General features: G+C 60.4%; 29 protein-coding genes. 18 read left to right on the top strand and 11 right to left on the bottom strand.

All coding sequences use genetic code 11. The features are described from left to right. The first annotated feature begins 155 nt into the window (after positions 1-155). The 4 genes from ACOQOQ_RS04185 to ACOQOQ_RS04170 all read left to right on the top strand — a co-directional run bounded on the left by ACOQOQ_RS04185 (position 156) and on the right by ACOQOQ_RS04170 (position 2,880). Positions 156-653, top strand: coding sequence for a MarR family winged helix-turn-helix transcriptional regulator (locus tag ACOQOQ_RS04185; protein ID WP_420568882.1), 498 nt, complete (start codon positions 156-158; stop codon positions 651-653). After that, complete coding sequence (locus ACOQOQ_RS04180) at positions 650-1,351, top strand: response regulator (RefSeq protein WP_420568881.1); 702 nt, start codon at positions 650-652, stop codon at positions 1,349-1,351. The genes ACOQOQ_RS04185 and ACOQOQ_RS04180 overlap by 4 nt, the downstream gene beginning before the upstream one ends. Positions 1,352-1,441: 90 nt before the next feature. After that, entirely contained in the window at positions 1,442-1,930 is a 489-nt protein-coding gene (locus ACOQOQ_RS04175; RefSeq protein ID WP_420568880.1) for a hypothetical protein, read from the top strand. A 32-nt stretch (positions 1,931-1,962) separates the two neighbouring features. Further along, positions 1,963-2,880: a histone deacetylase family protein gene (locus tag ACOQOQ_RS04170; protein ID WP_420568879.1), complete on the top strand. Its 918-nt coding sequence runs from the start codon at positions 1,963-1,965 to the stop codon at positions 2,878-2,880. Positions 2,881-2,884: 4 nt separating this feature from the next. Here ACOQOQ_RS04170 and ACOQOQ_RS04165 read toward each other — a convergent pair whose 3' ends face one another. Then, positions 2,885-3,832: a phosphotransferase family protein gene (locus tag ACOQOQ_RS04165; protein WP_420568878.1), complete on the bottom strand. Its 948-nt coding sequence runs from the start codon at positions 3,830-3,832 to the stop codon at positions 2,885-2,887. Positions 3,833-3,941: 109 nt separating this feature from the next. Between ACOQOQ_RS04165 and ACOQOQ_RS04160 the strand changes: the two genes are divergently transcribed. From ACOQOQ_RS04160 to ACOQOQ_RS04145, 4 genes are read left to right on the top strand one after another with little or no spacing between them, the layout of a single operon-like run. Next, on the top strand, positions 3,942-4,184 hold the full coding sequence (locus ACOQOQ_RS04160; RefSeq protein ID WP_420568877.1) for an exodeoxyribonuclease VII small subunit: 243 nt from the start codon (positions 3,942-3,944) through the stop codon (positions 4,182-4,184). A gap of 9 nt (positions 4,185-4,193) precedes the next feature. Beyond that, entirely contained in the window at positions 4,194-5,066 is an 873-nt protein-coding gene (locus ACOQOQ_RS04155; protein WP_420568876.1) for a polyprenyl synthetase family protein, read from the top strand. Between the two features lie 18 nt (positions 5,067-5,084). Then, positions 5,085-7,013 carry a 1-deoxy-D-xylulose-5-phosphate synthase gene (gene dxs / locus ACOQOQ_RS04150; protein ID WP_420568875.1) on the top strand — a complete coding sequence of 643 codons (1,929 nt, stop codon included), beginning with the start codon at positions 5,085-5,087 and terminating at the stop codon, positions 7,011-7,013. Further along, the gene (locus tag ACOQOQ_RS04145; protein WP_420568874.1) at positions 7,010-7,192 is read left to right on the top strand and encodes a hypothetical protein; all 183 of its coding nucleotides are present in this window, start codon (positions 7,010-7,012) and stop codon (positions 7,190-7,192) included. Before dxs ends, ACOQOQ_RS04145 begins: the two co-directional genes overlap by 4 nt. On the opposite strand, the gene ACOQOQ_RS04140 is transcribed toward ACOQOQ_RS04145, so the two are convergent. Continuing rightward, on the bottom strand, positions 7,185-8,027 hold the full coding sequence (locus ACOQOQ_RS04140; RefSeq protein WP_420568873.1) for an SDR family oxidoreductase: 843 nt from the start codon (positions 8,025-8,027) through the stop codon (positions 7,185-7,187). The two genes, ACOQOQ_RS04145 and ACOQOQ_RS04140, sit on opposite strands and share 8 nt — an antisense overlap. Before the next feature lie 107 nt (positions 8,028-8,134). On the opposite strand from ACOQOQ_RS04140, the gene paaA reads away from it, so the two are divergent. The 8 genes from paaA to ACOQOQ_RS04100 all read left to right on the top strand — a co-directional run bounded on the left by paaA (position 8,135) and on the right by ACOQOQ_RS04100 (position 14,741). After that, complete coding sequence (gene paaA, locus ACOQOQ_RS04135; protein WP_420568872.1) at positions 8,135-9,118, top strand: 1,2-phenylacetyl-CoA epoxidase subunit PaaA; 984 nt, start codon at positions 8,135-8,137, stop codon at positions 9,116-9,118. A 91-nt stretch (positions 9,119-9,209) separates the two neighbouring features. After that, on the top strand, positions 9,210-9,494 hold the full coding sequence (gene paaB, locus ACOQOQ_RS04130) for a 1,2-phenylacetyl-CoA epoxidase subunit PaaB (protein WP_420568871.1): 285 nt from the start codon (positions 9,210-9,212) through the stop codon (positions 9,492-9,494). Continuing rightward, on the top strand, positions 9,494-10,240 hold the full coding sequence (paaC, locus tag ACOQOQ_RS04125) for a 1,2-phenylacetyl-CoA epoxidase subunit PaaC (RefSeq protein ID WP_420568870.1): 747 nt from the start codon (positions 9,494-9,496) through the stop codon (positions 10,238-10,240). Before paaB ends, paaC begins: the two co-directional genes overlap by 1 nt. After that, the gene (paaD, locus tag ACOQOQ_RS04120; protein WP_420568869.1) at positions 10,240-10,734 is read left to right on the top strand and encodes a 1,2-phenylacetyl-CoA epoxidase subunit PaaD; all 495 of its coding nucleotides are present in this window, start codon (positions 10,240-10,242) and stop codon (positions 10,732-10,734) included. The genes paaC and paaD overlap by 1 nt, the downstream gene beginning before the upstream one ends. 13 nt (positions 10,735-10,747) lie before the next feature. Beyond that, positions 10,748-11,791, top strand: coding sequence for a 2Fe-2S iron-sulfur cluster-binding protein (locus tag ACOQOQ_RS04115; RefSeq protein ID WP_420568868.1), 1,044 nt, complete (start codon positions 10,748-10,750; stop codon positions 11,789-11,791). A gap of 112 nt (positions 11,792-11,903) precedes the next feature. Beyond that, positions 11,904-13,379 carry an AMP nucleosidase gene (locus tag ACOQOQ_RS04110; protein ID WP_420568867.1) on the top strand — a complete coding sequence of 492 codons (1,476 nt, stop codon included), beginning with the start codon at positions 11,904-11,906 and terminating at the stop codon, positions 13,377-13,379. Positions 13,380-13,513: 134 nt separating this feature from the next. After that, the gene (locus ACOQOQ_RS04105; RefSeq protein WP_420568866.1) at positions 13,514-13,801 is read left to right on the top strand and encodes an HU family DNA-binding protein; all 288 of its coding nucleotides are present in this window, start codon (positions 13,514-13,516) and stop codon (positions 13,799-13,801) included. 73 nt (positions 13,802-13,874) lie between these two features. Continuing rightward, a complete protein-coding gene (locus tag ACOQOQ_RS04100; protein ID WP_420568865.1) occupies positions 13,875-14,741 on the top strand; it encodes a DMT family transporter in 867 nt (288 codons plus the stop codon). Here ACOQOQ_RS04100 and ACOQOQ_RS04095 read toward each other — a convergent pair. The 8 genes from ACOQOQ_RS04095 to ACOQOQ_RS04060 form a co-directional block, all read right to left on the bottom strand. Then, positions 14,738-15,679 (bottom strand): AEC family transporter, encoded by a 942-nt coding sequence (locus ACOQOQ_RS04095; RefSeq protein WP_420568864.1) that lies wholly within the window; start codon positions 15,677-15,679, stop codon positions 14,738-14,740. The two genes, ACOQOQ_RS04100 and ACOQOQ_RS04095, sit on opposite strands and share 4 nt — an antisense overlap. Beyond that, a complete protein-coding gene (locus tag ACOQOQ_RS04090; RefSeq protein WP_420568863.1) occupies positions 15,672-16,334 on the bottom strand; it encodes an HD domain-containing protein in 663 nt (220 codons plus the stop codon). The genes ACOQOQ_RS04095 and ACOQOQ_RS04090 overlap by 8 nt, the downstream gene beginning before the upstream one ends. Next, positions 16,331-17,434: a chorismate synthase gene (gene aroC, locus ACOQOQ_RS04085; protein ID WP_420568862.1), complete on the bottom strand. Its 1,104-nt coding sequence runs from the start codon at positions 17,432-17,434 to the stop codon at positions 16,331-16,333. The genes ACOQOQ_RS04090 and aroC overlap by 4 nt, the downstream gene beginning before the upstream one ends. A 115-nt stretch (positions 17,435-17,549) precedes the next feature. Then, positions 17,550-17,729, bottom strand: coding sequence for a Trm112 family protein (locus ACOQOQ_RS04080; RefSeq protein ID WP_420568861.1), 180 nt, complete (start codon positions 17,727-17,729; stop codon positions 17,550-17,552). After that, a complete protein-coding gene (locus ACOQOQ_RS04075; RefSeq protein WP_420568860.1) occupies positions 17,726-18,367 on the bottom strand; it encodes an LON peptidase substrate-binding domain-containing protein in 642 nt (213 codons plus the stop codon). Before ACOQOQ_RS04075 ends, ACOQOQ_RS04080 begins: the two co-directional genes overlap by 4 nt. A gap of 27 nt (positions 18,368-18,394) precedes the next feature. Further along, complete coding sequence (locus tag ACOQOQ_RS04070) at positions 18,395-19,321, bottom strand: tetratricopeptide repeat protein (RefSeq protein WP_420568859.1); 927 nt, start codon at positions 19,319-19,321, stop codon at positions 18,395-18,397. Between the two features lie 69 nt (positions 19,322-19,390). After that, positions 19,391-20,179: an exodeoxyribonuclease III gene (locus ACOQOQ_RS04065; RefSeq protein ID WP_420568858.1), complete on the bottom strand. Its 789-nt coding sequence runs from the start codon at positions 20,177-20,179 to the stop codon at positions 19,391-19,393. Between the two features lie 78 nt (positions 20,180-20,257). Beyond that, complete coding sequence (locus tag ACOQOQ_RS04060) at positions 20,258-20,968, bottom strand: MBL fold metallo-hydrolase (RefSeq protein WP_420568857.1); 711 nt, start codon at positions 20,966-20,968, stop codon at positions 20,258-20,260. Between the two features lie 24 nt (positions 20,969-20,992). Here ACOQOQ_RS04060 and ACOQOQ_RS04055 point away from each other — a divergent pair, with 24 nt between their 5' ends. Then, the gene (locus ACOQOQ_RS04055) at positions 20,993-21,403 is read left to right on the top strand and encodes a winged helix-turn-helix transcriptional regulator (RefSeq protein ID WP_420568856.1); all 411 of its coding nucleotides are present in this window, start codon (positions 20,993-20,995) and stop codon (positions 21,401-21,403) included. A 138-nt stretch (positions 21,404-21,541) separates the two neighbouring features. On the opposite strand, the gene ACOQOQ_RS04050 is transcribed toward ACOQOQ_RS04055, so the two are convergent. Then, positions 21,542-22,228, bottom strand: a complete 687-nt coding sequence (locus ACOQOQ_RS04050; RefSeq protein WP_420568855.1) for a response regulator transcription factor — start codon at positions 22,226-22,228, stop codon at positions 21,542-21,544. A gap of 160 nt (positions 22,229-22,388) precedes the next feature. Between ACOQOQ_RS04050 and ribA the strand changes: the two genes are divergently transcribed. Beyond that, on the top strand, positions 22,389-23,477 hold the full coding sequence (gene ribA, locus ACOQOQ_RS04045) for a GTP cyclohydrolase II (protein WP_420568854.1): 1,089 nt from the start codon (positions 22,389-22,391) through the stop codon (positions 23,475-23,477). Position 23,478: the final 1 nt, after the last annotated feature.

Below are 23,478 nucleotides of genomic sequence, written 5' to 3'. Positions count from 1 at the left end.
GCCGTTTTGCGAAAATTGCGCCAAATTGGTCCGGGTCGGACATTTTCTTGCGCGAAAGCTGCGATTCGGTATCAGTTCACCCTTGGAATGTCAATAAGACTGACTTAAGCTGCTGGAAAAGCAGGCATATTGATAACGATTTTCAGGGGGATGACATGTCTGAAGTTACGACCGGAGAGAACCTCCTTTTTCTGACAGATGAACAGCTGCGCCAGGGTATCGAGGCGATGTTCTTTGCATATCGGGGGTTTACCGCGGATCCGGACCGGATTTTGGCCGGCATGGCCTATGGTCGGGCGCATCACCGGGCGATTCACTTCATCAATCGGGCGCCCGGGACCACCGTCAACAACCTGCTGATCCTGCTGGGTGTGACCAAGCAATCCCTGAACCGCGTGCTGCGCACCCTGATCGAGGATGGGTTGGTCGAAAGCCGTGTTGGCGTGGCTGACAAACGCGAGCGTCATCTTTATCTGACCGAGGACGGAGAAGCTTTGGAACGTAAGCTTTCGGATGCCCAACGCGCCCGTATGCGGGCGGCCTATCGCGCGGCCGGGCCTCAGGCCGTGGCCGGTTTTCGACAAGTGCTCGAGGCTATGATGGACCCAGAAATGCGTCGCCGCTATCATGCTCTTAGGGAGAGTGGCGCATGAGCGACGTCGATCCCCACCTGCTAATCGTCGATGATGATGAACGCATTCGTGGGCTGTTGCAGAAATACTTGATGAAGAACGGATTCCTGGTGTCGGCCGCACGCGATGCTGCCCACGCGCGGCGTTTGCTGTCCGGGCTGGAGTTCGACCTGATCGTGATGGACGTGATGATGCCTGGCGAGGACGGCATCAGCCTGACCAAGGCGTTGCGGCAAGAGATTTCCACCCCCATCCTGTTGCTGACCGCTCGGGGTGAGACCGAGAACCGGATTGCCGGGCTTGAGGCCGGTGCCGACGACTATTTGTCCAAACCCTTCGAACCGAAAGAACTGCTGCTGCGGATCAACGCCATTCTGCGCCGCATGCCCGAGGTTGGCGCCGTAGATACCGCCCCGAAGGTACTGTCGCTGGGCGAGATTCGCTATGACACTGAGCGCGGCGAGATGTGGCACGGTGATGATCTGGTGCGACTGACGGCGACGGAAAGCCAGCTGATGAAAATCTTCTCGGGCTTGCCGCACGAGCCGATCTCTCGGAGTAAGCTGGTCGAAGAATTGGGCCGCGATCGCGGACAAGCCCAAGAGCGTGCTGTGGATGTTCAGATCACCCGTCTCCGTCGCAAGATCGAGGCAGACCCCAAGCAGCCGCGCTACCTTCAGACGGTGCGTGGGGCCGGGTATATGCTGGCACCGGACTAGGTCGGCTTCTGACGCGCAGAAAACAGGTGCTCTTTCCAAAGGCTGTGTTACGTTTTGGTGGGCACCACTCGCCCGTTCAGGAGGAAGTATTTGAAGACAGGGATTTACGCGGCCTGTTGTGCTGTCATTTTCGCATCTGCCGCGATGGCGCAGGAACTGGTTTATTGGGACGAAGTCGGGGGCTGGGAAATCCTGGTGGACCCGACACTGGGCAATGGCTGCCTGATCCAGGCCGAGTTCACAAACGATGTCTTGGTGCGGGTCGGTTTTGATCGGGACGAGGGCGGCGGCTATGTCACTGCGTTCCACGAAAACTGGGGCGATATTGTCGAGGGCGAGGCCTATGATATCCTGTTCGACCTGGACGGCCAAACCTATGAAGGCGTCGCGCACGGCCTCTATCTGGCGGATGTGCCGGGGGCGGATATCTATTTCGACAGCCCCGATTTCCTGTGGGACATTGCAGCGCGCCAGACCATGACGCTGTTTAATGACAGCGGCGAGGTCATGGCCATTGATCTGACGGGCACGATGGTGGCCTTGGATGCCGCGCTGACCTGTCAGGAACAGCAGGGTTGACCTGACTGACGAACAACCGGAAAGGGGGACGCATGACCACGGCTTTGTACATGCATGATGACTGCCTTGGGCACATCACCCCGCCCGGTCACCCCGAACAGGTGGCCCGGCTGCAGGTGATCGCGCGGGCGCTTGAACCGCTAACGCTGGACCGGCGCTTGGCCCCTTTGTGCGAGGATCGCGATATCCTGCTGTGTCACCCGCAGCGCTATCTGGACAAGATCGCCGCGGCTGTCCCATCCGAAGGCACCGTTCCGCTGGACGCCGACACGCATATGTCGGCTGGATCAATGCAGGCGGCGCGGCGGGCAGTGGGGGCCAATATCGCGGCCGTGAATGCGGTGCTGGACGGTGAGGTTACGAACGCCTTCGTGGCCACGCGCCCACCGGGGCACCACGCCGAGACCGAGACTCAGATGGGGTTTTGCCTGTTTGGCAACGTAGCCATCGCCGCCAAACATGCGCTGTCCAAGGGGCTGGAGCGCGTTGCCGTCGTGGATTTCGACGTGCATCACGGTAATGGCACCCAAGACTTGCTGTGGGATGAACCCGGCGTGTTGTTCTTTTCCTCGCACCAGTCGCCTTTGTGGCCCGGCACTGGCACCGAGGGCGAGCGTGGGGCCCATGACCAGATCGTCAACTTGCCGCTCGAGCCTCACACGGGGTCGCAGGCCATGCGCCAGACCTATCAGGGGCGGGTTTTCCCCATGATCGACGATTATAAACCGCAGCTGATCCTGATTTCAGCCGGGTTCGATGCGCATATGGCTGACCCGCTGGCGCAATTGAATTGGAGCACGGATGACTTCACCTGGATCACGCGCGAGTTGATGGCCCTGGCTGATCGGCATTGTCAGGGGCGTATCGTTTCCACCCTTGAGGGCGGCTATGATCTTGAGGCGCTGGCGGCTAGTGCGGCCGCGCATGCCTCAGCGCTGTCGCAGGGCTGAGGCGTCAGGTGATCTGCCGCAGGTCGCGCAGCAGCGCACGGGTCATCCGATAGGCATGATCCACGCGGTCTGCGGGCATCTGCGGATGCTCGACCCGGAACAGGGTCTCAAAGCACAGCATGAAGGGAAGGTGCAGCGTCCACACCTGCGCGGGCAGATCCATCGTGTCTTGCAGGGCCCTGAGGGCTGCGGCATCCACGCCAAAGCGCCGTTCTTTTCCGAACATCACCCCGCGCCGCGTCATATGCGTCAACGAGCGCGCAAGGTCCTTGGCCACCGGCGCCATGCCGGACCCGCCACAGTCGATGCCCGTCAGGGTGCCCGCGTCCAGGATCAGGTTGTTAGGGTGAAAATCGCTGTGAGTGATCGCGACGGACCAGTCCGCATCCCCGATCTGTTTCGACAACAGTCGCATCTGACGGAAAACCCGCCGCTCGACCTCGTGCAGTTGTTCATGAGGCTGCCGCGCGATCGCATCTTTCGCCCTTTTCAGCCAGCGCTTGGTGTTGGCCGGGCGGGTCGTCAGTGTGGGCGCCAGATAGGTCTGCAGCCAATCCCCGGCGCGGGAATAGGTGGGCGCGCGCAGCTTTTCGGGAAGCTTGGACAGGTGGGTCATCAACGGAGTGCCTTGCACGAAACTGATCACCATCAAGCCGGTATCTTCGTCGAAATACAAAGGCGCGGCCACCTGGTTTGGGCCCTCGGACATGTAGGTGTGGACCCGCGTCAGTTCGGTCCATTCCTTGGCCATGACGGCGACAGCATCCGCAGACAGAGGCGCGCGCAGCACTACCTCGCGCCCCTCCCATTCGGCGCGCAGAACGATCTGGCGATCCGGGGAAAAGCGCAGGGTTTCGCCAGCCGTTATCCCCAAGCCGCCAGCCATCTGCAACGCCTGCTGGTGGGCGGCAGCGGCCTGGGCCGGATAAAGCTTTAGGTTGCTGGTGGTCACGACACTCATATCCTTCACCATCAGCCAGCACCTGCGTAGCGTCAACCGAATTGAACCTTCGCGCGGGCGCGGATAAGGTGGCGCCGCAACGCGCTTGAAGGAGCCCCCGATGACCGACCGTCCTGTATCCGAAATGACTTTCGAAGAGGCCATGGCCGAGCTGGAGCAAGTCGTAGGCCAGCTGGAACGCGGTGATGTGGCGCTGGACGATTCCATCAAGCTGTATGAACGCGGGGCCGAGCTGAAAAAGCGCTGCGAGACCAAGCTGAAAGAGGCCGAGGAAAAGGTCGCCGCCATCACGTTGGATGGGGACGGAAATGCCGCTGGTCTAAAGCCTGTTGAAGGTCTGTAAGAGGCACCCATGAGCCATGTCGATTTGCAGAGCGCGCTGGGTCAAGCCCGCGACGCCGCCGAAGGTTGGGTGCGTCAGGCCTTGGACGGGCAGGACAGCCCCGTTGCCCAGGCGATGGAATATGCCTGCATGGGCGGCAAGGGTCTGCGCGGTTTTCTGGTACTGGAAAGCGCGCGCCTGCACGGGATTTCGAAACCCTCGGCGATACCGGCTGCGGCTGCGATCGAATGCATGCACGCCTATTCTTTGGTGCATGACGACATGCCGTGCATGGACGATGACGCCCTTCGCCGGGGCCAGCCCACGGTGCATGTCAAATGGAACGAGGTAACGGCGGTTCTGGCCGGAGATGCGCTGCAATCGCTGGCCTTTCAGGCGCTGTGTCAGGTCGAGTGCGATCCCGCGCGGAAAATTACCTTGATCGACGGCTTCGCACGCGCCGCTGGTATTGCGGGCATGGTTGGCGGCCAGGAAATGGATATCGCGGCTGAATCTGTGGCTGACCCGTTGAACCTGGAGCAGATCACACGTCTGCAGGCCGGGAAAACCGGGGCGCTGATCGGATGGTCCGCCACCGCCGGCGCGATCATGGCAGGGGACGATCCGGCTGCTTTGAAGACTTACTCGCGCTGTTTGGGCTTGGCGTTCCAGATCTGGGATGACGTGCTGGATATCGAGGGTGACGCCGAAACCGTGGGCAAGGCCGTAGGCAAGGACGCGGACGCGGGCAAGGCCACGTTCGTGTCCCTTTTGGGTCTGGATGCGGCGAAAGCTCGCGCATCGGGGCTGGTGACACAGGCCTGCGATGCCCTAGCTGTGTATGGAAGTCAGGCGGACACCTTGCGAGAGGCCGCTCGCTTCGTTATTTCGCGTGCAAGCTAACTGCCGCCCGGAGGGCCCATGTCGGACCGACCGCACACGCCATTGCTGGACAAAGTGAATGTCCCCGCTGACCTGAAAGGGCTCAGCGACGCTCAGCTGCATCAAATTGCAAACGAGTTGAGGGCCGAAACTGTCAGTGCTGTTTCGGAAACGGGTGGCCATCTGGGCGCGGGTCTGGGCGTGGTCGAACTGACCGTCGCTTTGCATGCCGTGTTTGACACGCCCAAGGACAAGGTGATCTGGGACGTCAGCCACCAATGTTATCCGCACAAGATCCTGACCGGTCGGCGTGACCGTATCCGCACTCTGCGGCAAAAGGATGGGCTGTCTGGGTTCACCAAACGATCCGAGAGCCCCTTTGACCCGTTCGGCGCGGCACACAGCTCGACTTCGATTTCGGCCGCGTTGGGCTTTGCCGTCGCGCGTGATCTGGGTGGCAACGCCGAGGGAGGCTTGGGTGACGCGATTGCCGTGATTGGCGACGGGTCCATGAGCGCGGGCATGGCCTTTGAGGCAATGAACAACGCTGGCCATCTGAAAAAGCGCCTGATCGTGGTCCTGAACGACAACGACATGTCGATCGCTCCGCCGGTGGGTGCGCTGTCCAACTATCTTAGCCGGTTGTATGCGGGCGAGCCGTTTCAGGAATTCAAGGCCGCCGCCAAGGGCGCCGTCAGCCTGCTGCCCGAACCGTTCCGCGAGGGTGCCAAGCGCGCCAAGGAAATGTTGAAAGGCATGACTGTCGGTGGCACGCTGTTCGAAGAACTTGGCTTTTCCTACATCGGGCCGATTGATGGCCACGATCTGGACCAGCTGCTGCCGGTTCTGCGCACTGTCAAAGCACGGGCAACCGGGCCAATTCTGCTTCATGTGATCACCAAAAAAGGCAAGGGCTATGCCCCAGCCGAGCAAGCACGCGACCGGGGTCATGCCACCGCGAAATTCGACGTGATCACTGGAAAGCAGAAAAAAGCGCCGTCGAACGCGCCAAGCTATACATCGGTGTTTGGACAGACGCTGGTGAACATGGCCGCTGCGGATGACAAGATCTGCGCGGTGACGGCAGCGATGCCTGACGGGACCGGGTTGAACCTGTTCGCTGAACGCTATCCCAGCCGCTGTTTTGACGTGGGCATTGCAGAACAGCACGCGGTGACTTTTGCCGCCGGGCTGGCCGCAGGTGGGTTGAAGCCGTTCTGCGCGATGTATTCCACCTTCCTTCAGCGGGGCTATGATCAGGTGGTGCATGACGTTGCGATTCAGCGCCTGCCCGTGCGCTTTGCGATTGACCGGGCCGGGTTGGTTGGGGCCGATGGCGCCACCCATGCAGGCAGCTTTGACACCGCGTTTCTGGCCAATCTGCCGGGCATTGTGGTGATGGCCGCCGCGGACGAGGCCGAGTTGGTGCACATGGTCGCCACCGCTGCTGCCTATGACGATGGCCCGATTGCGTTCCGGTATCCGCGCGGTGAAGGCGTGGGCGTGGACATGCCCGAACGCGGCGAGCCGATTGAGATCGGTAAGGGCCGGATGATCCAACAGGGTAACCGCGTCGCGATCCTGTCCTTTGGTACGCGCCTGTCCGAAGTAATGGCCGCTTGTGAACTGCTGCAAGCTCAGGGCATCACCCCGACCGTGGCTGACGCGCGTTTCGCCAAACCCCTGGACCGCGAGCTGATCCTGCAGCTTGCCGCCGATCACGAGGCGCTGATCACCATCGAAGAGGGTGCCATCGGTGGCTTTGGCAGCCACGTCGCCCATCTGTTGGCTGAAGAGGGTGTTTTTGACACTGGGCTCAAATTTCGCTCGATGGTTTTGCCAGATATTTTCATCGATCAAGCAAACCCTGCTGATATGTACGCCGTTGCGGGCTTGAATGCGCCCAAAATTCAGGCAAAGGTGCTATCAGCCTTGGAAATCGCTCAGATCGGAGAACAAAGAGCATGAAAAAATTTGCAGCACTGCCCCTGATTCTAATGCTTTCGGCCGCCCCTGCGGTTGCTGGTAGCGCTGATAAAGGCAAGATGGACCCACAGGTGATCGCCGCCGACGCAAGCAGCTCGGCCTCGACCGATCACGCGATTTTCTACCTGATGAATGCACTGATCCTTCTGGCCATCAAATAAGTGCGGCCAATCCGGACTGGTAGTCCGGATAGGTCAGGCTGACGCCCAGCTCGTCCTTGATCCGATCATTTCGAACACGCTTGGATTCCGCATAGAAACTGCGGGCCATGGGTGTCATGTCCGCGTGTTCAAATGGCACGGCCGGTGGCACTGGTAAGCCCAGCAAATTGGCTGCATGTGCGATGACGTCCTGGGGCGGAGCGGCCAGATCATCACAGACATTGTAGATTGCGCCCGGATTGGGCCGCGTGATCGAGGCATGCAGCACTTGAGCGATATCTTCGACATGAATGCGGCTGAAAACCTGGTTTTCCTTGATGATCCGTCGCGCCGTGCCGCTGCGTACCTTGGCGAAAGGTCCGCGCCCAGGGCCATATATTCCGGCCAGCCTGAAGATATGCAGGGGCAGGCCCAGCGACTGCCATTCCCGCTCGGCCGCGACACGCCATTTTCCGCGCTGGGTCGAAGGGGTCAGCGGAGTGTTCTCATCCACCCAGCCACCCTGATGATCGCCATAAACTCCGGTGGTGGACAGGTAGCCGACCCATTCCAAATGTGGGGCGGCCGCGATCTGGGCGCCAAAACGTCGAAGGGTTGGGTCTCCGTCTGCACCCGGGCCGGCAGAGATCAGTAGGTGTGTCGCGTGGGATAACGCGCTTTCAACCTGTGCGTCCTTGTCGTCCAGAACGATCGGTGTGACCCCTGTTTCTCGAATCGGTTTGGCTTTTTCAGGGCTTCGGGTTGTGCCGAAAACCCGCCAATCCCGAGAAATCAGCCGCTGCGCCAAAGCGGCAGCGGAGTAACCATGCCCGAATGAGATCAATGTCTTAGTCATAAGATTAACCTGCGTTGAAACTTTTCTGATCACAAGTGTTACAAAAATTCTTTCATTTATATATTTCGTAACATATAACGAGCTGAGCGACAGGAGGAGACCAAGCCATGTATTCACAAGGTTTGATTGGGGCTGATGGCAGCACCCAGGAAACTCAGGAATTTCTGGACCGGTTCCAGGCTCGGATTGATGCCGAGCAAAAGATTGAACCGAATGATGAAATGCCCGAAGGCTATCGCCGCACCTTGGTGCGCCAGATCGGCCAGCACGCGCATTCGGAAATCGTGGGTATGCTGCCCGAGGGCAATTGGATCACCCGCGCCCCGACGCTGCGCCGTAAGGCCGCCTTGCTGGCCAAGGTGCAGGATGAAGGCGGTCACGGGCTGTACCTGTATTCGGCCGCTGAAACGCTGGGTGTCAGTCGCGAAGAAATGACCGAGGAGCTGCACTCGGGCAAGGCCAAGTATTCTTCGATTTTCAACTATCCCACGCTGAGCTGGGCCGATATCGGCACCATTGGCTGGCTGGTCGATGGCGCCGCGATCATGAACCAGATCCCGCTGTGTCGTTGTTCATTCGGGCCCTACGCCCGCGCGATGATCCGGGTGTGTAAGGAAGAGAGTTTCCACCAACGTCAGGGCTATGAGATCGTCATGACGCTGGCGCAGGGCACACCCGAGCAAAAGGAAATGGCGCAGGACAGCCTGAACCGGTGGTGGTGGCCCTCGATCATGATGTTCGGGCCGCATGACGCGGACAGCCAGCACTCGGATCAGTCCATGGCGTGGAAGATCAAGCGGTTCAGCAATGACGAGCTGCGGCAGAAGTTTATTGATGCGACCGTGCCGCAAGCCGAATACCTGGGTCTGAAAATCCCTGATCCCGATCTGAAATGGAACGAGGAGAAGGGCGGCTATGACCACGGCGAGATCGACTGGAGCGAATTTTGGCGCGTGGTGAAGGGGCATGGCCCGATGGCGCGGGACCGGATTCGCGACCGCAAGAAGGCCTGGGACGATGGCGCTTGGGTGCGCGAGGCTGCGCTGGCCCATGCCGAGAAGCGCCGGTCGCGCAAGATGGCCGCTGAGTAACAGGACTGGCGGGACGACGCTCGTTGCCGTTGGCAACGTCGCCCCGCCCACCGTCCCTTTGGGAATTCACGAGAATTGAGAGGAGAGCGAGATGGTCAGTACAACTCCGCTTTGGGAAGTATTCATTCGGCCGCGCAATGGGCTGTCGCACAAACATGTGGGCTCGATCCATGCCGCAGATGAGGTGATGGCCGTGCAGGCTGCCCGTGATGTGTATACGCGCCGGGGCGAGGGAACCTCGATCTGGGTGGTTCGGTCTGCGGACATCGTGGCCAGCGACCCTGATCAGGCTGACGAAAATTTCGAGCCGACGGCGGACAAGATTTACCGTCATCCCACCTTCTATGACATCCCAGAAGAAGTGGGGCATATGTGATGGCCATCTATCAGGCAATTCTGGAACTGGCGGATGACAATCTGGTGCTGGGGCATCGGGTGTCGGAATGGTGCGGACATGCGCCCTTGCTGGAGGAAGACCTGGCCATGCCGAACATGGCGTTGGACATGATCGGCACAGCGCGCACGTTGTATGAGCATGCCGCGAACCTGGAAGGTAAGGGTCAGTCCGAGGATGACATGGCCTATTTGCGGGGTGAGCGGGAGTATCGCAACTGTCTGCTGGTCGAGCGTCGCAACGAAGATTTCGCCCATACCATGCTGCGTCAGCTGTATTTCGCGGCCTTCATGAAGCCCTATTGGGAAGCTGCGGCCGAAAGTTCGGACGAGGTGATCCGCGGGGTTGCTGGCAAGGCGGTGAAAGAGATGGCCTATCACATCCGTCATGCGGGTGAGTGGGTGATCCGTCTGGGCGATGGCACCGAGGAAAGCGCGCGTCGGATGAAGGATGCTGTTGAGGCGCTGTCGATCTATGTCGACGAGTTGTTCGTCAGTTCCGAAGCCGCGCAAGAGGCCGAGGCGGCGGGCATTCTGCCCAAGCGGGCCGACATGCGCCCTGCCTTTGATGCGGTGATCGCTCAGATTTTCGAACAGGCGTTGCTGGATGTGCCCAGCATCGACTATCCCCACACCGGCGGCCGAGAGGGCGTGCATGGCGAGGACCTTGGCCATCTGTTGGCCGAGATGCAATCGCTGTACCGGGCCCATCCTGGGGCCAGCTGGTAATGTCCCGGGCCGCGCAAGAGGAGGCGCGCGCCTGGGACGCCGCAGCGCAAGTTCCAGATCCCGAGGTGCCCTGTGTCACCGTTGCGGACTTGGGAATCTTGCGCTGGGTTAGGCTCGAAGATGGTGCCGTGAAAGCCGGTGTTACGCCCACTTATTCGGGCTGCCCGGCGACCCTAGCCATCGAGCTGGCGATCGAAACCGCGATCCGCGATGCCGGGTTTGAAAAGGTTCATATCGAACGCATCCTGTCGCCTGCCTGGACCACCGATTGGATCAGCGCCGATGGCCGGCAGAAGCTGCGGGAATACGGGATCGCTCCACCCGAAGAGGCGACAGGAAAAGGCCTGATGCTGTTCGGCGAAACCACCGTGACCTGCCCGCGCTGCGGCTCGACGCAAACAGAACGACTATCCGAGTTCGGCTCGACCGCGTGCAAGGCGCAATACCGCTGCACGGCCTGCGCCGAACCCTTCGACTATTTCAAATGTATCTGAGAGGACTGGCGAGATGTTTCACAACCTGACCATCCAGACCGTGACCCACGAAACGCCCGATGCAGTGGCGATCACCTTTGATGTGCCGACCGATCTGAACGGCACCTTTGACTGGAAACCCGGCCAATACCTGACCCTGCGCACTGAAATCGAGGGCGAGGATCTGCGCCGGTCTTATTCCATTGCCAGCCTGCCCGGCAGGCCGCTGACCGTGGGTGTGAAGCGGGTCGATGAGGGCAAATTCTCGACCTTCGCGCAGGGGCTGCAAGCCGGGGATACGATCCAGGTCATGCCGCCCGAGGGACGCTTTACGCCCAAGGGTGAAAAGCAGCTGATCCTGATCGCGGCAGGGTCGGGCATCACCCCGATGGTGTCCATCGCTGCAGACCAACTCGCGCAGGGCCATGAGGTCACGCTGGTCTATGGCAACCGCAAAACCGATAGCATCATGTTCCGCGAGGCGTTGGACGCGCTGAAGGATCGCTATACTGATCGCTTTACCCTGATCCACATCCTCAGCCGCGAGCCGCAAGACGTGGACCTGTTGAACGGTCGCATTACCGGCGAGAAAATCGCCGCATTGGGCCGCGCCGGCGCGATCGATCTTCAGGCGGATGGCATCTATCTGTGTGGCCCCGGTGACATGATCGACGACGTTGCTGCCACGCTTGAAACCGAAGGCGTCGAGAAAACCGCGATCCATTTTGAACGCTTCTATGAAGGTGAGGCCCCCAAGGCACCCGCATCCGCCGCCGCCCAGGCTGCCGCGGAACAAGGGGTCACGGTCGAGGTCATCCTGGATGGCACTCGCCGCGTCTTTGAATTCGACGCACAGGATGAAACGGTTCTGGACGCCGCCGCGCGACAGGGCCTGGAACTGCCCTATTCGTGCAAGGGCGGCATGTGCTGCACCTGCCGCTGCAAGGTCGAGGAAGGCAGCGCCGAAATGGCCGTGAACTATTCGCTGGAAGAATGGGAACTGGAGGCCGGTTTCATACTGGGCTGCCAGACGCGCCCAACCAGCGAAAAGCTGGTTCTGGACTTCGACGCCGCCTGAGTTTCGCTGCAGGCATGCTTGGGGGTGGCCCGTGTGGCTGCCTCCAAGGTGTCACGCGGGTTGAACGTGGGCGGCCCTCGTGTCAACGTCCTCTAAAAGACCCGAGGACCGTATGACCCCACAGCAGCCCGCCGTTCTGACCCCAGATCTGCCGCAGAAACAGACGTTCACCGATCCTGCAGCCGCAGTGGCGCGTCTGATCGAGTTGTATCGCGGCGCGGTGGACTTTCTGCAGCTTTCGTTTGCAGAAGCCATGAAGGACGGCGAGACGCGGGTGCGCTATCGCGCGTATTACCCCGAGGTCCGCATCACCACCACCAGTTTCGCCCAGATCGACAGCCGCCTGAGCTTTGGGCATGTGGCCGAGCCGGGCACCTATGCCACCACTATCACCCGCCCAGATCTGTTCGAGCATTACCTAAAGCAGCAGATCGACCTGCTGGTTTGCAACCACGGTGTTCCTGTTCAAATCGGTGTGTCGGACACCCCGATGCCGGTGCATTTCGCGATGTCCGTGGGCGGGGCGACCGTCCCTCATGAAGGCGCGGCGGCCTTTACTCTGCGCGACGTGTTCGATGTGCCGGACCTGAGCACCACCAATGATGATATCGTGAACGGAACCTATGCCGTGCCCGCAGACGGCACGCGCCCCCTGGCGCCCTTTAGCGCGCAGCGTGTGGATTATTCCCTGGCGCGCCTGTCGCACTATACCGCCACGGACCCCGAGCATTTCCAGAACCACGTGCTGTTCACCAACTACCAGTTCTACGTGTCCGAATTCGAGGCCTATGCCCGCAAGATGCTGGCGGATCCGGACAGCGGCTATACGGCGTTTGTCAGCACCGGGAATGCACAGATTACGGGCCCCGATGATCCGCTGCTGCCCACCGACAAGTTGCCTCAGATGCCAGCTTATCACCTTAAGCGGAAACATGGGGCTGGGATTACCTTGGTGAACATCGGGGTGGGGCCGTCGAATGCGAAAACGGCGACCGATCATATTGCGGTGCTGCGGCCTCATGCGTGGGTCATGGTGGGCCATTGTGCGGGGCTGCGCGCCAGTCAGTCCTTGGGTGATTTCGTACTGGCCCACGCCTATGTGCGCGAGGACAAGGTGCTGGACGATGACCTGCCTGTCTGGGTGCCCGTGCCCGCGCTGGCCGAGATTCAGATCGCCCTGGAACAGGCCGTGGCAGATGAAACCGCGCTTGAGGGGTATGACCTGAAACGCGTGATGCGCACCGGCACCGTCGCCAGCCTGGACAACCGAAACTGGGAGCTGCGCGATCAAGCCGGGCCGGTGCAGCGCCTGTCTCAATCCCGCGCCGTGGCTTTGGATATGGAAAGCGCCACCATCGCCGCAAACGGGTTCCGATTCCGCGTTCCCTACGGCACGCTTTTGTGCGTCAGCGATAAACCCCTGCACGGAGAGCTGAAGCTGCCCGGCATGGCCAGCGATTTCTATAAAACGCAGGTTTCGCGTCATTTGCTGATTGGCATTCGGGCGATGGAGCGGTTAAGAGAAATGCCGCTGGAACGCATTCACAGCCGCAAGCTGCGCAGTTTTGACGAGACAGCGTTTCTTTGACCTAGCGTCAGGTGTCACAAAACGTATGTTTTTATGGGGTTCAGGGACACAATTCGTTGTGTTCCCCCACGACATACAGTTAAATGCCGGGCAATGAGGCCCAAGAAATCGGGCAAATGAAGGAGAACAAAAAAATGACCAAACCGTTGACCAAGACCCAACTGGTTGCCGCACTGGCCGAGGAAATGGGCGTAGACAAGAAAGCTGCTGGCGCTGCTCTGGAAGCCGTGACCACCATCATCACTCGTGAAGTGTCCGGCGGCGGTGCCGTGACTCTGCCCGGCGTCGGCAAAATCTACTGCCGCGAGCGCCCCGAGCGTATGGTGCGTAACCCCGCCACCAACGAGCAAATCAAGAAAGAGGCCGACAAGGTTGTGAAGATGACCATTGCCAAAGCGCTGAAGGACAGCGTGAACGCCTGATCTTGCTTTTGATCAAAGTTTCGGAAAGGGTCGTCCCAGACGGGGCGGCCCTTTTCTATTAAGGAGACATCGGGTGGACATCAGAGCAATCGGAATGGGCATGGCGTTCGCGTTCATGTGGTCCTCGGCCTTCACCTCGGCGCGGGTGATCGTGCAATACGCGCCGCCCATGGGCTCGTTGTCACTGCGCTTTCTTCTGTCGGGTCTGATCGGTGTGGGCATCGCCCTGGCGCTGGGTCAAAGCTTTCGTCTGAACCGCGCCCAATGGAAGGCAACGATCCTGTTCGGCCTTTGCCAGAACGCCCTGTATCTGGGGTTGAACTTTGTGGCCATGCAGACGATCGAGGCCAGCCTTGCCTCGATCATCGCGTCGACCATGCCGCTGATGGTGGCGCTGGCCGGGTGGGTGGTTTTCAAGGACCGGCTGCCCAAGGTTGGTGTTCTTGGCTTGATGCTGGGCGTTTTGGGTGTGGTGATCATCATGGGCGCCCGTCTTGAAGGTCAGGTCGACAGGGTGGGTCTTGCCTTATGCTTTATCGCTGCGATCGCCCTGACCGTCGCAACCCTGTCCGTGCGCGGTGCGTCCTCGGGGGGGAACGTGATGATGATCGTCGGGCTGCAAATGCTGGTGGGCTCGGTCATTCTTGCGGTTCCGGCGGCACTGTTCGAAGATCAAAGCTTTGATCTGACGTGGCAGCTGGTGGTGGCGTTCCTGTACACCACGCTGGTGCCCGGACTGACGGCCACTTGGGTGTGGTTCTGGTTGGTGAACCGGATCGGGGCCGTCAAAGCCTCGACCTACCATTTCCTGAACCCGTTCTTCGGTGTAGCCGTCGCCGCTGTTCTGCTGGGGGAAAGCTTGGGCCTGCTGGACGTGGTCGGCGTGGTGGCGATCGCTTTGGGAATCCTGGCGGTACAGCTGTCCAAACAGCGCGTTTAAAGCAGCAAAAGCAGCGCCGAAAGCGTAAAGAAGGACGCGAAGGTCGCGCCGACTTGCGACAGCGAGGCCAACCCCTCGTGACCGTATTCCTGCGCGAGCACCGTGTAGATGCCGAACATGGGCATGGCTGCGGACAGGATCAGCGCAACATACATTTCAGGCGCAAGGGCGGGCAAGCCTACCACGGGGATCAGCATCGCCGCGCCAAGCACAAGCGCCGGGTGGGCGACCAGCTTGGCCACAATGGTTTGCGCCGCCAGTGTAGAGTTCCCCGCAAGCGGCAAGCCAACCAGCGAGCCCCCGATCACGAACAGCGCCAGGGCCGAGGCGGACGCGGCCAGCATATCCAGCAGCCGGTTCGCCGCCGAGGGCAGCTCGATCCCTGCAAGCATCAGCACGAACCCACCCAGCAAGCCTATCACCATGGGGCGTTTCAGCACCGACAGGAACAGGTTGCCCAAAAGGCGGCCCCAGGACAGGTCCTTGGTGTCACGGGACAGCTCCAGCAGGATCAGGCATATGGGAATGATAAAGAAGTTCTCGACCACGAAATTCAGCGCCAAAACCACCGCGGCATGGTCTGGGAACAGCAGTAACAGCACGGGAAAGCCCACGAACCCCGAGTTCGGGCAGGATGCCCCCATCGCCGCGACGCCTTTGCGGGCGGGGCCGACACCCTGGGCGGACAGCACGCCATAGGTCACGGCAATCACGGCGATACCGCCCAGTAGGCTGGCAAAGACATAGCTGACGTTCAGGACCTCGGACAGTTCGCGACGGCTGAGCGCGCTAAGCAGCAAGGCGGGCAGCGCGATGTTCAGCACGTATTTGCCCAGGGTGCGCATCTCGGCCTGATTGAACACACGATAGCGCACGCTGCCATATCCAAGGGCGATGGTGGCAAAAATCGGGAAGGTGATCGTCAGGATATCAAGCATGTTTGCTCCAGTCCGAGGGAACTTGGGCGCCGATCTCGGACGCGAAATGGGTGATGAAAACCAACATGGTCGCCACGCGGGTCCGAGCGATCTGACGCCCGCGTTCGGTCAGCATGTCCCTGGGCAATTGCAGCAGCTTCTTGGGCCAATGATCCAGGGCAAACTGCAAATCGTCCAGATTGCGACCGATGGCAAAGGGGTCTTGAGCGTCATAGAAGCGGCGCCCAAGCTGCCCGGAAACAGCAAAGGTTCTTGCGATGCCAATGGCCCCTAATGCATCCAAGCGATCGGCGTCGCGCAGAATACGCGCGATGTCAGACTCAGGCTCTATTCCTGCCGAAAAGCTGTGGGCCGCGATGGCGTGACAGGCCAGCGCAATCTGCGTATCCGCCAGCCCCAGCGCCTGCATATGCGGAACGGCGGCCTGCGCCGACAGGGTCGAGGCGCGGGCACGGTTCGGGTCATCCTTGGGCAGGTTCACAAGGTCATGCAAATAGGCGGCAGCCATAAGGGGCTCCATATCTGCATCCATCGTGACAGCGATGTCGTGGCAGGTCAGCCAAACCCGGTCAAGGTGCGCCAGGTCATGCGCGGCATCCTGCGCCATTTCTGCTGCCGCGATCTGGCGGAGCTTTTGGCGCAGGGGCTCGCTCACCCGATTTTGCCCCGGTTTTCCCCGATCTGACCGCGATGCAGCAGCAGGTGGTCCAGGATCACGCAGGCCATCATCGCCTCGCCTACGGGGACGGCGCGAATGCCGACGCAGGGATCGTGACGGCCCTTGGTGATGATCTCGGCGGCCTCGCCGGATTTGGTGATGGTCTGGCGGGTTTTCAGGATCGAGCTGGTCGGTTTCACAGCGAACCGCACCACCAGATCCTGCCCGGTGGAAATCCCGCCCAGAATGCCGCCCGCGTGGTTCGAGGAATACACCGGCTGGCCGTCATTCCCCATGAATATCTCGTCGGCGTTATCTTCGCCGGTCAGGCAGGCGGCGTTCATGCCCTCGCCAATTTCCACGCCTTTCACGGCGTTAATCGACATCATCGCGGCGGCCAGATCGGTGTCGATCTTGCCGTAAACCGGCGCGCCCAGCCCAGCGGGGACACCCTTGGCCACGACCTCGACCACAGCGCCAACAGAATTGCCGGATTTGCGCAGCGCGTCCATGTAGTCGGCCCATTCGCCTGCGGCAGTGGCATCAGGGCACCAGAACGGGTTTTGGTCGATCTGGTCCCAGTCAAACCGATCACGGTCAATGCCATGCGGGCCGATCTGGGTCATGTAGCCTTTGATTTCGACGCCCGGCACCATGGCCTTGATCGCCTCACGCGCGACGCCACCAGCGGCCACGCGGGCCGCGGTTTCACGGGCAGACGAGCGCCCGCCACCGCGATAATCGCGAATCCCGTATTTCTGCCAATAGGTGATGTCGGCGTGACCGGGGCGGAATTTCTCGGCGATATCACCATAATCCTTAGAGCGCTGATCGGTGTTTTCGATCATCAGCTGGATCGGCGTGCCGGTGGTCTGACCTTCGAACATACCAGACAGGATTTTCACCTGATCAGGCTCGCGCCGCTGGGTGGTGTATTTGCTGGTGCCCGGTTTGCGCTGGTCCAGCCAGTGCTGCAGCATTTCAGGCGTCAGTTCCACCCCCGGAGGACACCCGTCCACAGTTGCCCCCAAGGCAGGCCCGTGGCTTTCGCCCCAGGTGGTGACACGGAAAAGATGACCGAAAGAATTCATGCTCATGGGGCGCTCCTTTGATGGTTCCTTACCCAATGTCGGCGGAATGGAAAAGAGCCGCGCACAGAAATCGGCCCGGACAGGGGGCTGCCGGGCGATTTTCCGTGGAATCCTGGGGATGTCAGTCCAGCGCGCGGGCTTCGTCGACCAGCATCACAGGGATGCCGTTGCGGATGGGAAAGGCCAGATTGGCGGATTTGCTGATCAGCTCTTGCGCGTCGGCGTCATAGGTCAGCCGGGTTTGGGTCACCGGGCAGATCAGCGCCTCGAGCATGCGGCGATCAAAGGGGGTGTCGGTCATTGCATGATCTCCTCTCCGTCGCCGCCACGCAGCGCGTATTCAATCAGGGTTATCAGGGTTTCGCGGCGGGTGGACAGGCAGGGGGCTTCTAGAAGGGCTTGCTTATCCTCGGGGGCAAGGTCCAGCAGCATTGAGAGCGAATTGATCAGCAGCTCGTCATCCGCGTTTTCCAGCGTGTCCCAGTCGGTTTCCAGCCCCTGCTTTGTGAAGAAGCGGCACAGCGCATCCAAAAACTTGGGCCGGTCAAAGGCTGTATCCTTTTCGTCGGGTCCCAGATCGCGGGCGAAATCATCCCAGGACACGCGGCAGCGGCGATAGGGGGTAAAGCCGTCCAGCTCGTCGACGACGCGAAACCGCGAGATGCCGGACAAGGTGATCATGTAACGCCCGTCCTCGGTTTCCGAGAACTGCGTGACCCGTCCCGCGCACCCGATCTGATGCAGGCGTTCACCCGGCCCGCAATCCACGCAGGGCTGGATCATGCCGATCAAACGCTCGGGCGTCTTCAGCGCGTCATCCAGCATCGCCAGGTATCGCGGTTCAAAGATATGCAGCGGCAAACGGGACCGGGGCAGCAGCAGTGCCCCGGTCAGGGGAAAGACCGGCAGGATCGCGGGAAGGTCAAAGTTCAGGGCCATGACGCCATAGTTAGCCCGCAAAGCGGATCAGGCAAATATCAAAGAGCTTAGCTTGCGGCGCCCGTTCAGCACGACGGGGTCGTTGGCGGGCAGCGCATCGAAGATGGTGAACAGTTGGGCCTTGGCCGCGCCGTCGTTCCATTCACGATCACGGCGGAACAGCTCAAGCAGTTCGGACACAGCGTCTTCGACCTGGTCGTTCGCATGCAGCGCCTGAGCCAGCTCGAACCGGGCCTGATGATTTGCGGGGTCGGCGTCCAGTTGGGCGCGCAGCTCGTCCAGGGGGCCCGAGTTGGCGGCCTGGCGTGCCAGCTCCAGCTGGGCGCGGACGGCTTCGATCGGGGCGGCATCGGTCAGAGAGGCCGGAACACCGTTCAGAGCGACCTCGGCCTGGTCCAGATCACCGGCGGCCAGATGGCAGCGGATCAGACCAGCAAAGGCGGCGGCGTTTTCGGCATCTTCTTGCAGCACGGCGGCAAAGACCTGGGCCGCATCGTCCAGCGCGCCCTCGGTCAGCATTTCCGCGGCTGCGGCAAGCGCGTCATCCAGTCCGCCGCTGGCGTCCCCGCCGCCTTCTTCGATGGCGCGCTTAATGAAGGCATCAATCTCGGATGCAGGGACAGCGCCCTGGAACATGTCGATGGGGCGGCCTTTGACAAAGGCAACGACGGTCGGGATCGACTGCAGCGGCAGACCTTGCTGCGCCAGGGCCTGAGCCAGACGTTGGTTCTGATCCACATCGATCTTGGCCATTTTTACGGCACCGTTGGCGCGAGTAACCGCGTCCTCCAGCATCGGGCCCAGCGTTTTGCACGGACCGCACCAGGTGGCCCAGAAATCCACGATCACCGGCACCTCGTTCGAGGCTTCGACAACGTCGGCCATAAAGGTCGCTTCGGTGACGTCCTTGATCAGATCGCCCGCAGGGGCAGTGTTTTGTCCAAATTCAAGCATATCAGGTCGTCCTTACGGATTGAGTTGAGACCTATATGAGGCCTGCACGGGTCGGGAACAACCCGTCAGTTAAAGATCGAACGTGGCAAAGACAGGCGCGTGGTCGCTGGGTTTTTCCCAGCCGCGCACGTCGCGCAGGATGCGGCTGCCATGGGCGGCGTTGGAAATATCCGGCGTTGCCCAGACGTGATCCAGACGGCGGCCCTTGTCGGCGGCGCTCCAGTCTTTGGCGCGATAGGACCACCAGCTGTACAACAGCCCCGAGGGGATATCCTGCCGGGTGATATCCACCCATTTGCCGGCCTCCATCACATCGGTCAGATGGTTAACCTCGGTTGGTGTGTGGCTGACGATCTTCAACAGTTGTTTGTGGTTCCAGACGTCATCCTCGCGCGGGGCGATGTTCAGATCGCCGACAAGAATGGATTTCTCGGGGGCGTCGCCGTGGAACCAGTCGCGCATCTCGGTCAGGTAATCCAGTTTCTGGCCGAATTTCTCGTTGATCTCGCGGTCGGGTTTGTCTCCGCCAGCGGGGACATAGAAATTGTGGATCGTCACCCCGTTTTCCAGACGCCCGGCCACGTGGCGCGCATGGCCCAGGCTGGCGAAATCCTGATCACCTGCGTCCTCGATCGGCAGTTTCGACAGGATCGCGACCCCGTTATAGCCCTTCTGCCCGCGAGCCACCATGTGGGTGTAGCCAAGTGCGCGGAACTGCTCCAACGGGATTTTTTCCACCGGACTTTTGCATTCCTGCAGACACAGGATGTCGGGCATTTCCTCCTCCATCAGCTTGCAGACGATCGGTTCGCGCAGACGGACCGAGTTGATGTTCCAAGTGGCAAGCGTGAAGGGCATTGGGGTCTCCTTGAGTTGCGGTTCGGGACCTAGCACAGCTATCCCGGCGGCACCAGTTAGAGCCCTACACCAGAACACCTACAACTTGCGCAGTTTTTCTATGTGCGTTTTAACTTTTTCCGCCGAAAGTGGTCCTCCATGACCGATATGGAATTTTCGCGCCCCAAGGCTTAGCAGGTGCTCCAGTGACGCAGCGACCTGTTTGGGGTCCTCTTCGAACGGTGGGCGGATCGGATGATTGCGGCGTATGATGCCGCCAATCAGAATACCCGAGGCCAGCAGGTCCCCAGCCAGAACACGTTTGTCGTTCAGTAAGACGCTGATCGAGCCCGGAGTATGGCCTGGGGTGAACACTGTTTGTGCAGAAAACCCAAATTCAGACAGATCCAACAGATCGCCATCTTGTAGGATGTCGGGTGTGAATTGGCGGATCCGCGTGTCGGGCGTGCCGGTCTTACGGAACAGATGTGCGGTCAGGCTCGTGGGGAAAAGTTCGTGTTTTCGACCTTCGCAGTATGGCTGCTCCAGCTTATGAGCGAGGATCGGACCATGGCTGAGGCGTTGGATTTTCGCCCCCGACCCCGCGTGATCAATATGCGCATGCGTCACCACCGTCAGCGCGACATCGGTCCAGCCCAACCCATGCGAGCCAAGTGCCTTTTCGATCTTCGGTGCCGAGCCGGGGACACCCGTGTCCACCAGCAAAGCGCGGCCATTTTCTATGACCAAAAAGGCGTTTAGAATCCCGAGGGGGACGATCGGGATCGTGATTATGGTTGCTTTTTTCATGCGGTTTCCCATTTTTCTTGGTGAATGATCGATGTGATTGCACCCCAACGATTGACCTGCAATTGGGCACGTTTTTGTAACCAGAGCGCCGTGATGACAGAGCACCCCCCTCGTTTTGAACCATGGACGGACCCGGTGACCGGGGAATGTCCTGTTGCTGACACGCTGAAGCTTCTAGGGGGTAAACACGGGCCGCGCATCCTGCATTGCCTGGCAATGGGCGAAATGCATTTTCTGGAGCTGACACGCGCCGTAGATGGTATCAGCCGCAAAGTTCTACGGGACCAACTGCAAGAGTTTCAGGATTTTGGATTGGTTGAGAGGTGCCCCAAAAATGACGCCCGCGGGCGGGTCGGGTATTCGCTGACGGAAAAGGGCCGCGATCTGGGGGCAATCCTGCTGCAAATTTATGGGTGGAGTCAGCGCCACCCATAAGCCCACTGGACAAAAAAAGACCCGGGCGAAAACCCGGGTCAGTCCAACAGGGAGGTGCATATGATACCCGCATATGCGACGGGTTGCATGATTGATAACCGAAGCACCTAAGGCGCTTCTTTGATCTGCCTCAAATCGTCAGGCGACCAGCTTGTAGCCCCCGGATTCGGTCACCAGAAGCCGCGCGTTCGAGGGATCAGGTTCGATCTTCTGGCGCAGGCGATAGATGTGGGTTTCCAGCGTATGGGTAGTGACACCGGCGTTATAGCCCCAGACCTCGTGCAGCAGCACATCGCGGGGGACGACGCCCTCGGTCGATCGGTACAGGAACTTGAGGATATTGGTTTCCTTCTCGGTCAGACGAATTTTCTTGTCGTCCTCGGTGACCAGCAGTTTCATCGCCGGGCGGAAACTGTACGGCCCAAGTTGGAACACGGCGTCCTCGGATTGTTCGTGCTGGCGCAGCTGGGCACGGATACGGGCCAGTAGCACCGGGAATTTGAACGGTTTAGTGACGTAATCATTCGCCCCGGCATCCAGACCCAGAATGGTGTCGGCATCGCTGTCGTGGCCGGTCAGCATCAGGACGGGTGACTTCACACCCTGTTTTCGCATCAGGCGGCACAGCTCGCGGCCATCGGTGTCGGGCAGGCCGACATCCAGAATGATCAGGTCGTACAGACCTTCCTTGGTCTTCTGCATGGCCCCTGTGCCGTCTCCGGCTTCGAAGACGTCAAAGTCCTCGGTCATGACCAGTTGTTCGCTCAGCGCCTCGCGCAGGTCCTCGTCATCATCGACGAGAAGAATTTTCTTGAGTTGTCCCATGTTCGGACCCTCCTTGGTTCATGACAAAAAGATGAGGTCACGGGATTGTTCAGACAAGTTATGCTGCAATCCTCTCACGCCCTCGTGTTAATCGCCTGTCAAATGTTTCAAATCACATGAAAAAGACGTACATGTTCGGGGAAATTAACGGAAACACGCCATGAGCTTTGCGCCCGATGTAACAGAAATCCTGGCCCGCGCCCGCGCTGATCTGCGAATGGGGGTGCCTGTTGTGCTGTCTGGCGCACCGGGAATGCTGGTGATTGCGGCCGAAACCCTGACCGCGCAGCGCCTGAGCGATCTGCATGCGCTGGGCGGCGAGCCTGTGCTGGTCATCACCGCCCGCCGGGCCGAGACGCTGAAGGCGCGCTGCTATGACAAGGATCTGGCGCGGGTGATCCTACCCCCTGATGCCGAGCTTGGCTGGATCGCAGGCGTGTCAGATCCTGTTGACGATCTGAATACGCCCATGAAGGGCCCGCTGTTCACGCAGCGCGGCGGCGACGTCAGCGCTCATCGTCTGGCCATCAACCTGGCTAAGTCGGCGCTGCTGTTGCCGGCGGTGGTGATGCTGCCGCTGGCCGATCCGGTGGGGTTTGCATCGCAGAACGCCCTGACCCTGATCCCCACAGCGCAGGCCGAACCTTTGCTGGCGGCCTCGCCCATCCCGCACCCCGTTGTCAGCGCCCGCCTGCCGGTCGAGGCGCACGAGAAAGGCCGTCTGCACATCTTCCGCCCCGAGGATGGTGGCGAAGAGCATTATGCCTTTGAAATCGGCTCCCCTGCGCGGGACAAGCCGGTGCTGGCCCGTCTGCACTCGGCCTGTTTTACCGGGGATGTGATGGGCAGCCTGAAATGCGATTGCGGCCCGCAGCTGCATGCCGCGCTGGACCAGATGGGCGCCGAGGGCGCGGGCGTGCTGCTGTATCTGAACCAAGAGGGTCGGGGCATCGGCCTGGCCAACAAGATGCGGGCCTATTCGTTGCAGGATCAGGGTTTCGACACGGTCGAGGCCAACCATCGTCTGGGTTTTGAAGATGACGAGCGCGATTTCAAGCTGGGAGCGCAGATCCTCAAGTCCATGGGGTTCAGCTCGGTTCGGTTGTTGACGAATAACCCGCGCAAGATCGCTATGATGGAAAAGAACGGCATCTCGGTCACCGATCGCGTGCCCCTGAAAGTGGGCGAGACGCATTTCAATCGCGGATATCTGGCCACCAAGGCTGCGAAATCCGGCCATCTGTTGTGAC

The sequence above is a fragment of the Thalassovita sp. genome (assembly GCF_965218685.1).
Taxonomy (GTDB): domain Bacteria; phylum Pseudomonadota; class Alphaproteobacteria; order Rhodobacterales; family Rhodobacteraceae; genus Thalassobius.
This window is presented reverse-complemented; position numbering and strand designations above follow the sequence as displayed.

Excerpts from the sequence above, each read along its gene's own strand:
- ACOQOQ_RS04185 (WP_420568882.1), top strand. The coding sequence starts at position 156 with ATGTCTGAAGTTACGACCGGAGAGAACCTCCTTTTTCTGACAGATGAA.
- ACOQOQ_RS04180 (WP_420568881.1), top strand. The coding sequence starts at position 650 with ATGAGCGACGTCGATCCCCACCTGCTAATCGTCGATGATGATGAACGC.
- ACOQOQ_RS04170 (WP_420568879.1), top strand. The coding sequence starts at position 1,963 with ATGACCACGGCTTTGTACATGCATGATGACTGCCTTGGGCACATCACC.
- ACOQOQ_RS04160 (WP_420568877.1), top strand. The coding sequence starts at position 3,942 with ATGACCGACCGTCCTGTATCCGAAATGACTTTCGAAGAGGCCATGGCC.
- ACOQOQ_RS04155 (WP_420568876.1), top strand. The coding sequence starts at position 4,194 with ATGAGCCATGTCGATTTGCAGAGCGCGCTGGGTCAAGCCCGCGACGCC.
- dxs (WP_420568875.1), top strand. The coding sequence starts at position 5,085 with ATGTCGGACCGACCGCACACGCCATTGCTGGACAAAGTGAATGTCCCC.
- ACOQOQ_RS04145 (WP_420568874.1), top strand. The coding sequence starts at position 7,010 with ATGAAAAAATTTGCAGCACTGCCCCTGATTCTAATGCTTTCGGCCGCC.
- ACOQOQ_RS04140 (WP_420568873.1), bottom strand. The coding sequence starts at position 8,027 with ATGACTAAGACATTGATCTCATTCGGGCATGGTTACTCCGCTGCCGCT.
- paaA (WP_420568872.1), top strand. The coding sequence starts at position 8,135 with ATGTATTCACAAGGTTTGATTGGGGCTGATGGCAGCACCCAGGAAACT.
- paaB (WP_420568871.1), top strand. The coding sequence starts at position 9,210 with ATGGTCAGTACAACTCCGCTTTGGGAAGTATTCATTCGGCCGCGCAAT.
- paaC (WP_420568870.1), top strand. The coding sequence starts at position 9,494 with ATGGCCATCTATCAGGCAATTCTGGAACTGGCGGATGACAATCTGGTG.
- paaD (WP_420568869.1), top strand. The coding sequence starts at position 10,240 with ATGTCCCGGGCCGCGCAAGAGGAGGCGCGCGCCTGGGACGCCGCAGCG.
- ACOQOQ_RS04115 (WP_420568868.1), top strand. The coding sequence starts at position 10,748 with ATGTTTCACAACCTGACCATCCAGACCGTGACCCACGAAACGCCCGAT.
- ACOQOQ_RS04110 (WP_420568867.1), top strand. The coding sequence starts at position 11,904 with ATGACCCCACAGCAGCCCGCCGTTCTGACCCCAGATCTGCCGCAGAAA.
- ACOQOQ_RS04105 (WP_420568866.1), top strand. The coding sequence starts at position 13,514 with ATGACCAAACCGTTGACCAAGACCCAACTGGTTGCCGCACTGGCCGAG.
- ACOQOQ_RS04095 (WP_420568864.1), bottom strand. The coding sequence starts at position 15,679 with ATGCTTGATATCCTGACGATCACCTTCCCGATTTTTGCCACCATCGCC.
- aroC (WP_420568862.1), bottom strand. The coding sequence starts at position 17,434 with ATGAGCATGAATTCTTTCGGTCATCTTTTCCGTGTCACCACCTGGGGC.
- ACOQOQ_RS04080 (WP_420568861.1), bottom strand. The coding sequence starts at position 17,729 with ATGACCGACACCCCCTTTGATCGCCGCATGCTCGAGGCGCTGATCTGC.
- ACOQOQ_RS04075 (WP_420568860.1), bottom strand. The coding sequence starts at position 18,367 with ATGGCCCTGAACTTTGACCTTCCCGCGATCCTGCCGGTCTTTCCCCTG.
- ACOQOQ_RS04070 (WP_420568859.1), bottom strand. The coding sequence starts at position 19,321 with ATGCTTGAATTTGGACAAAACACTGCCCCTGCGGGCGATCTGATCAAG.
- ACOQOQ_RS04065 (WP_420568858.1), bottom strand. The coding sequence starts at position 20,179 with ATGCCCTTCACGCTTGCCACTTGGAACATCAACTCGGTCCGTCTGCGC.
- ACOQOQ_RS04060 (WP_420568857.1), bottom strand. The coding sequence starts at position 20,968 with ATGAAAAAAGCAACCATAATCACGATCCCGATCGTCCCCCTCGGGATT.
- ACOQOQ_RS04055 (WP_420568856.1), top strand. The coding sequence starts at position 20,993 with ATGATCGATGTGATTGCACCCCAACGATTGACCTGCAATTGGGCACGT.
- ACOQOQ_RS04050 (WP_420568855.1), bottom strand. The coding sequence starts at position 22,228 with ATGGGACAACTCAAGAAAATTCTTCTCGTCGATGATGACGAGGACCTG.
- ribA (WP_420568854.1), top strand. The coding sequence starts at position 22,389 with ATGAGCTTTGCGCCCGATGTAACAGAAATCCTGGCCCGCGCCCGCGCT.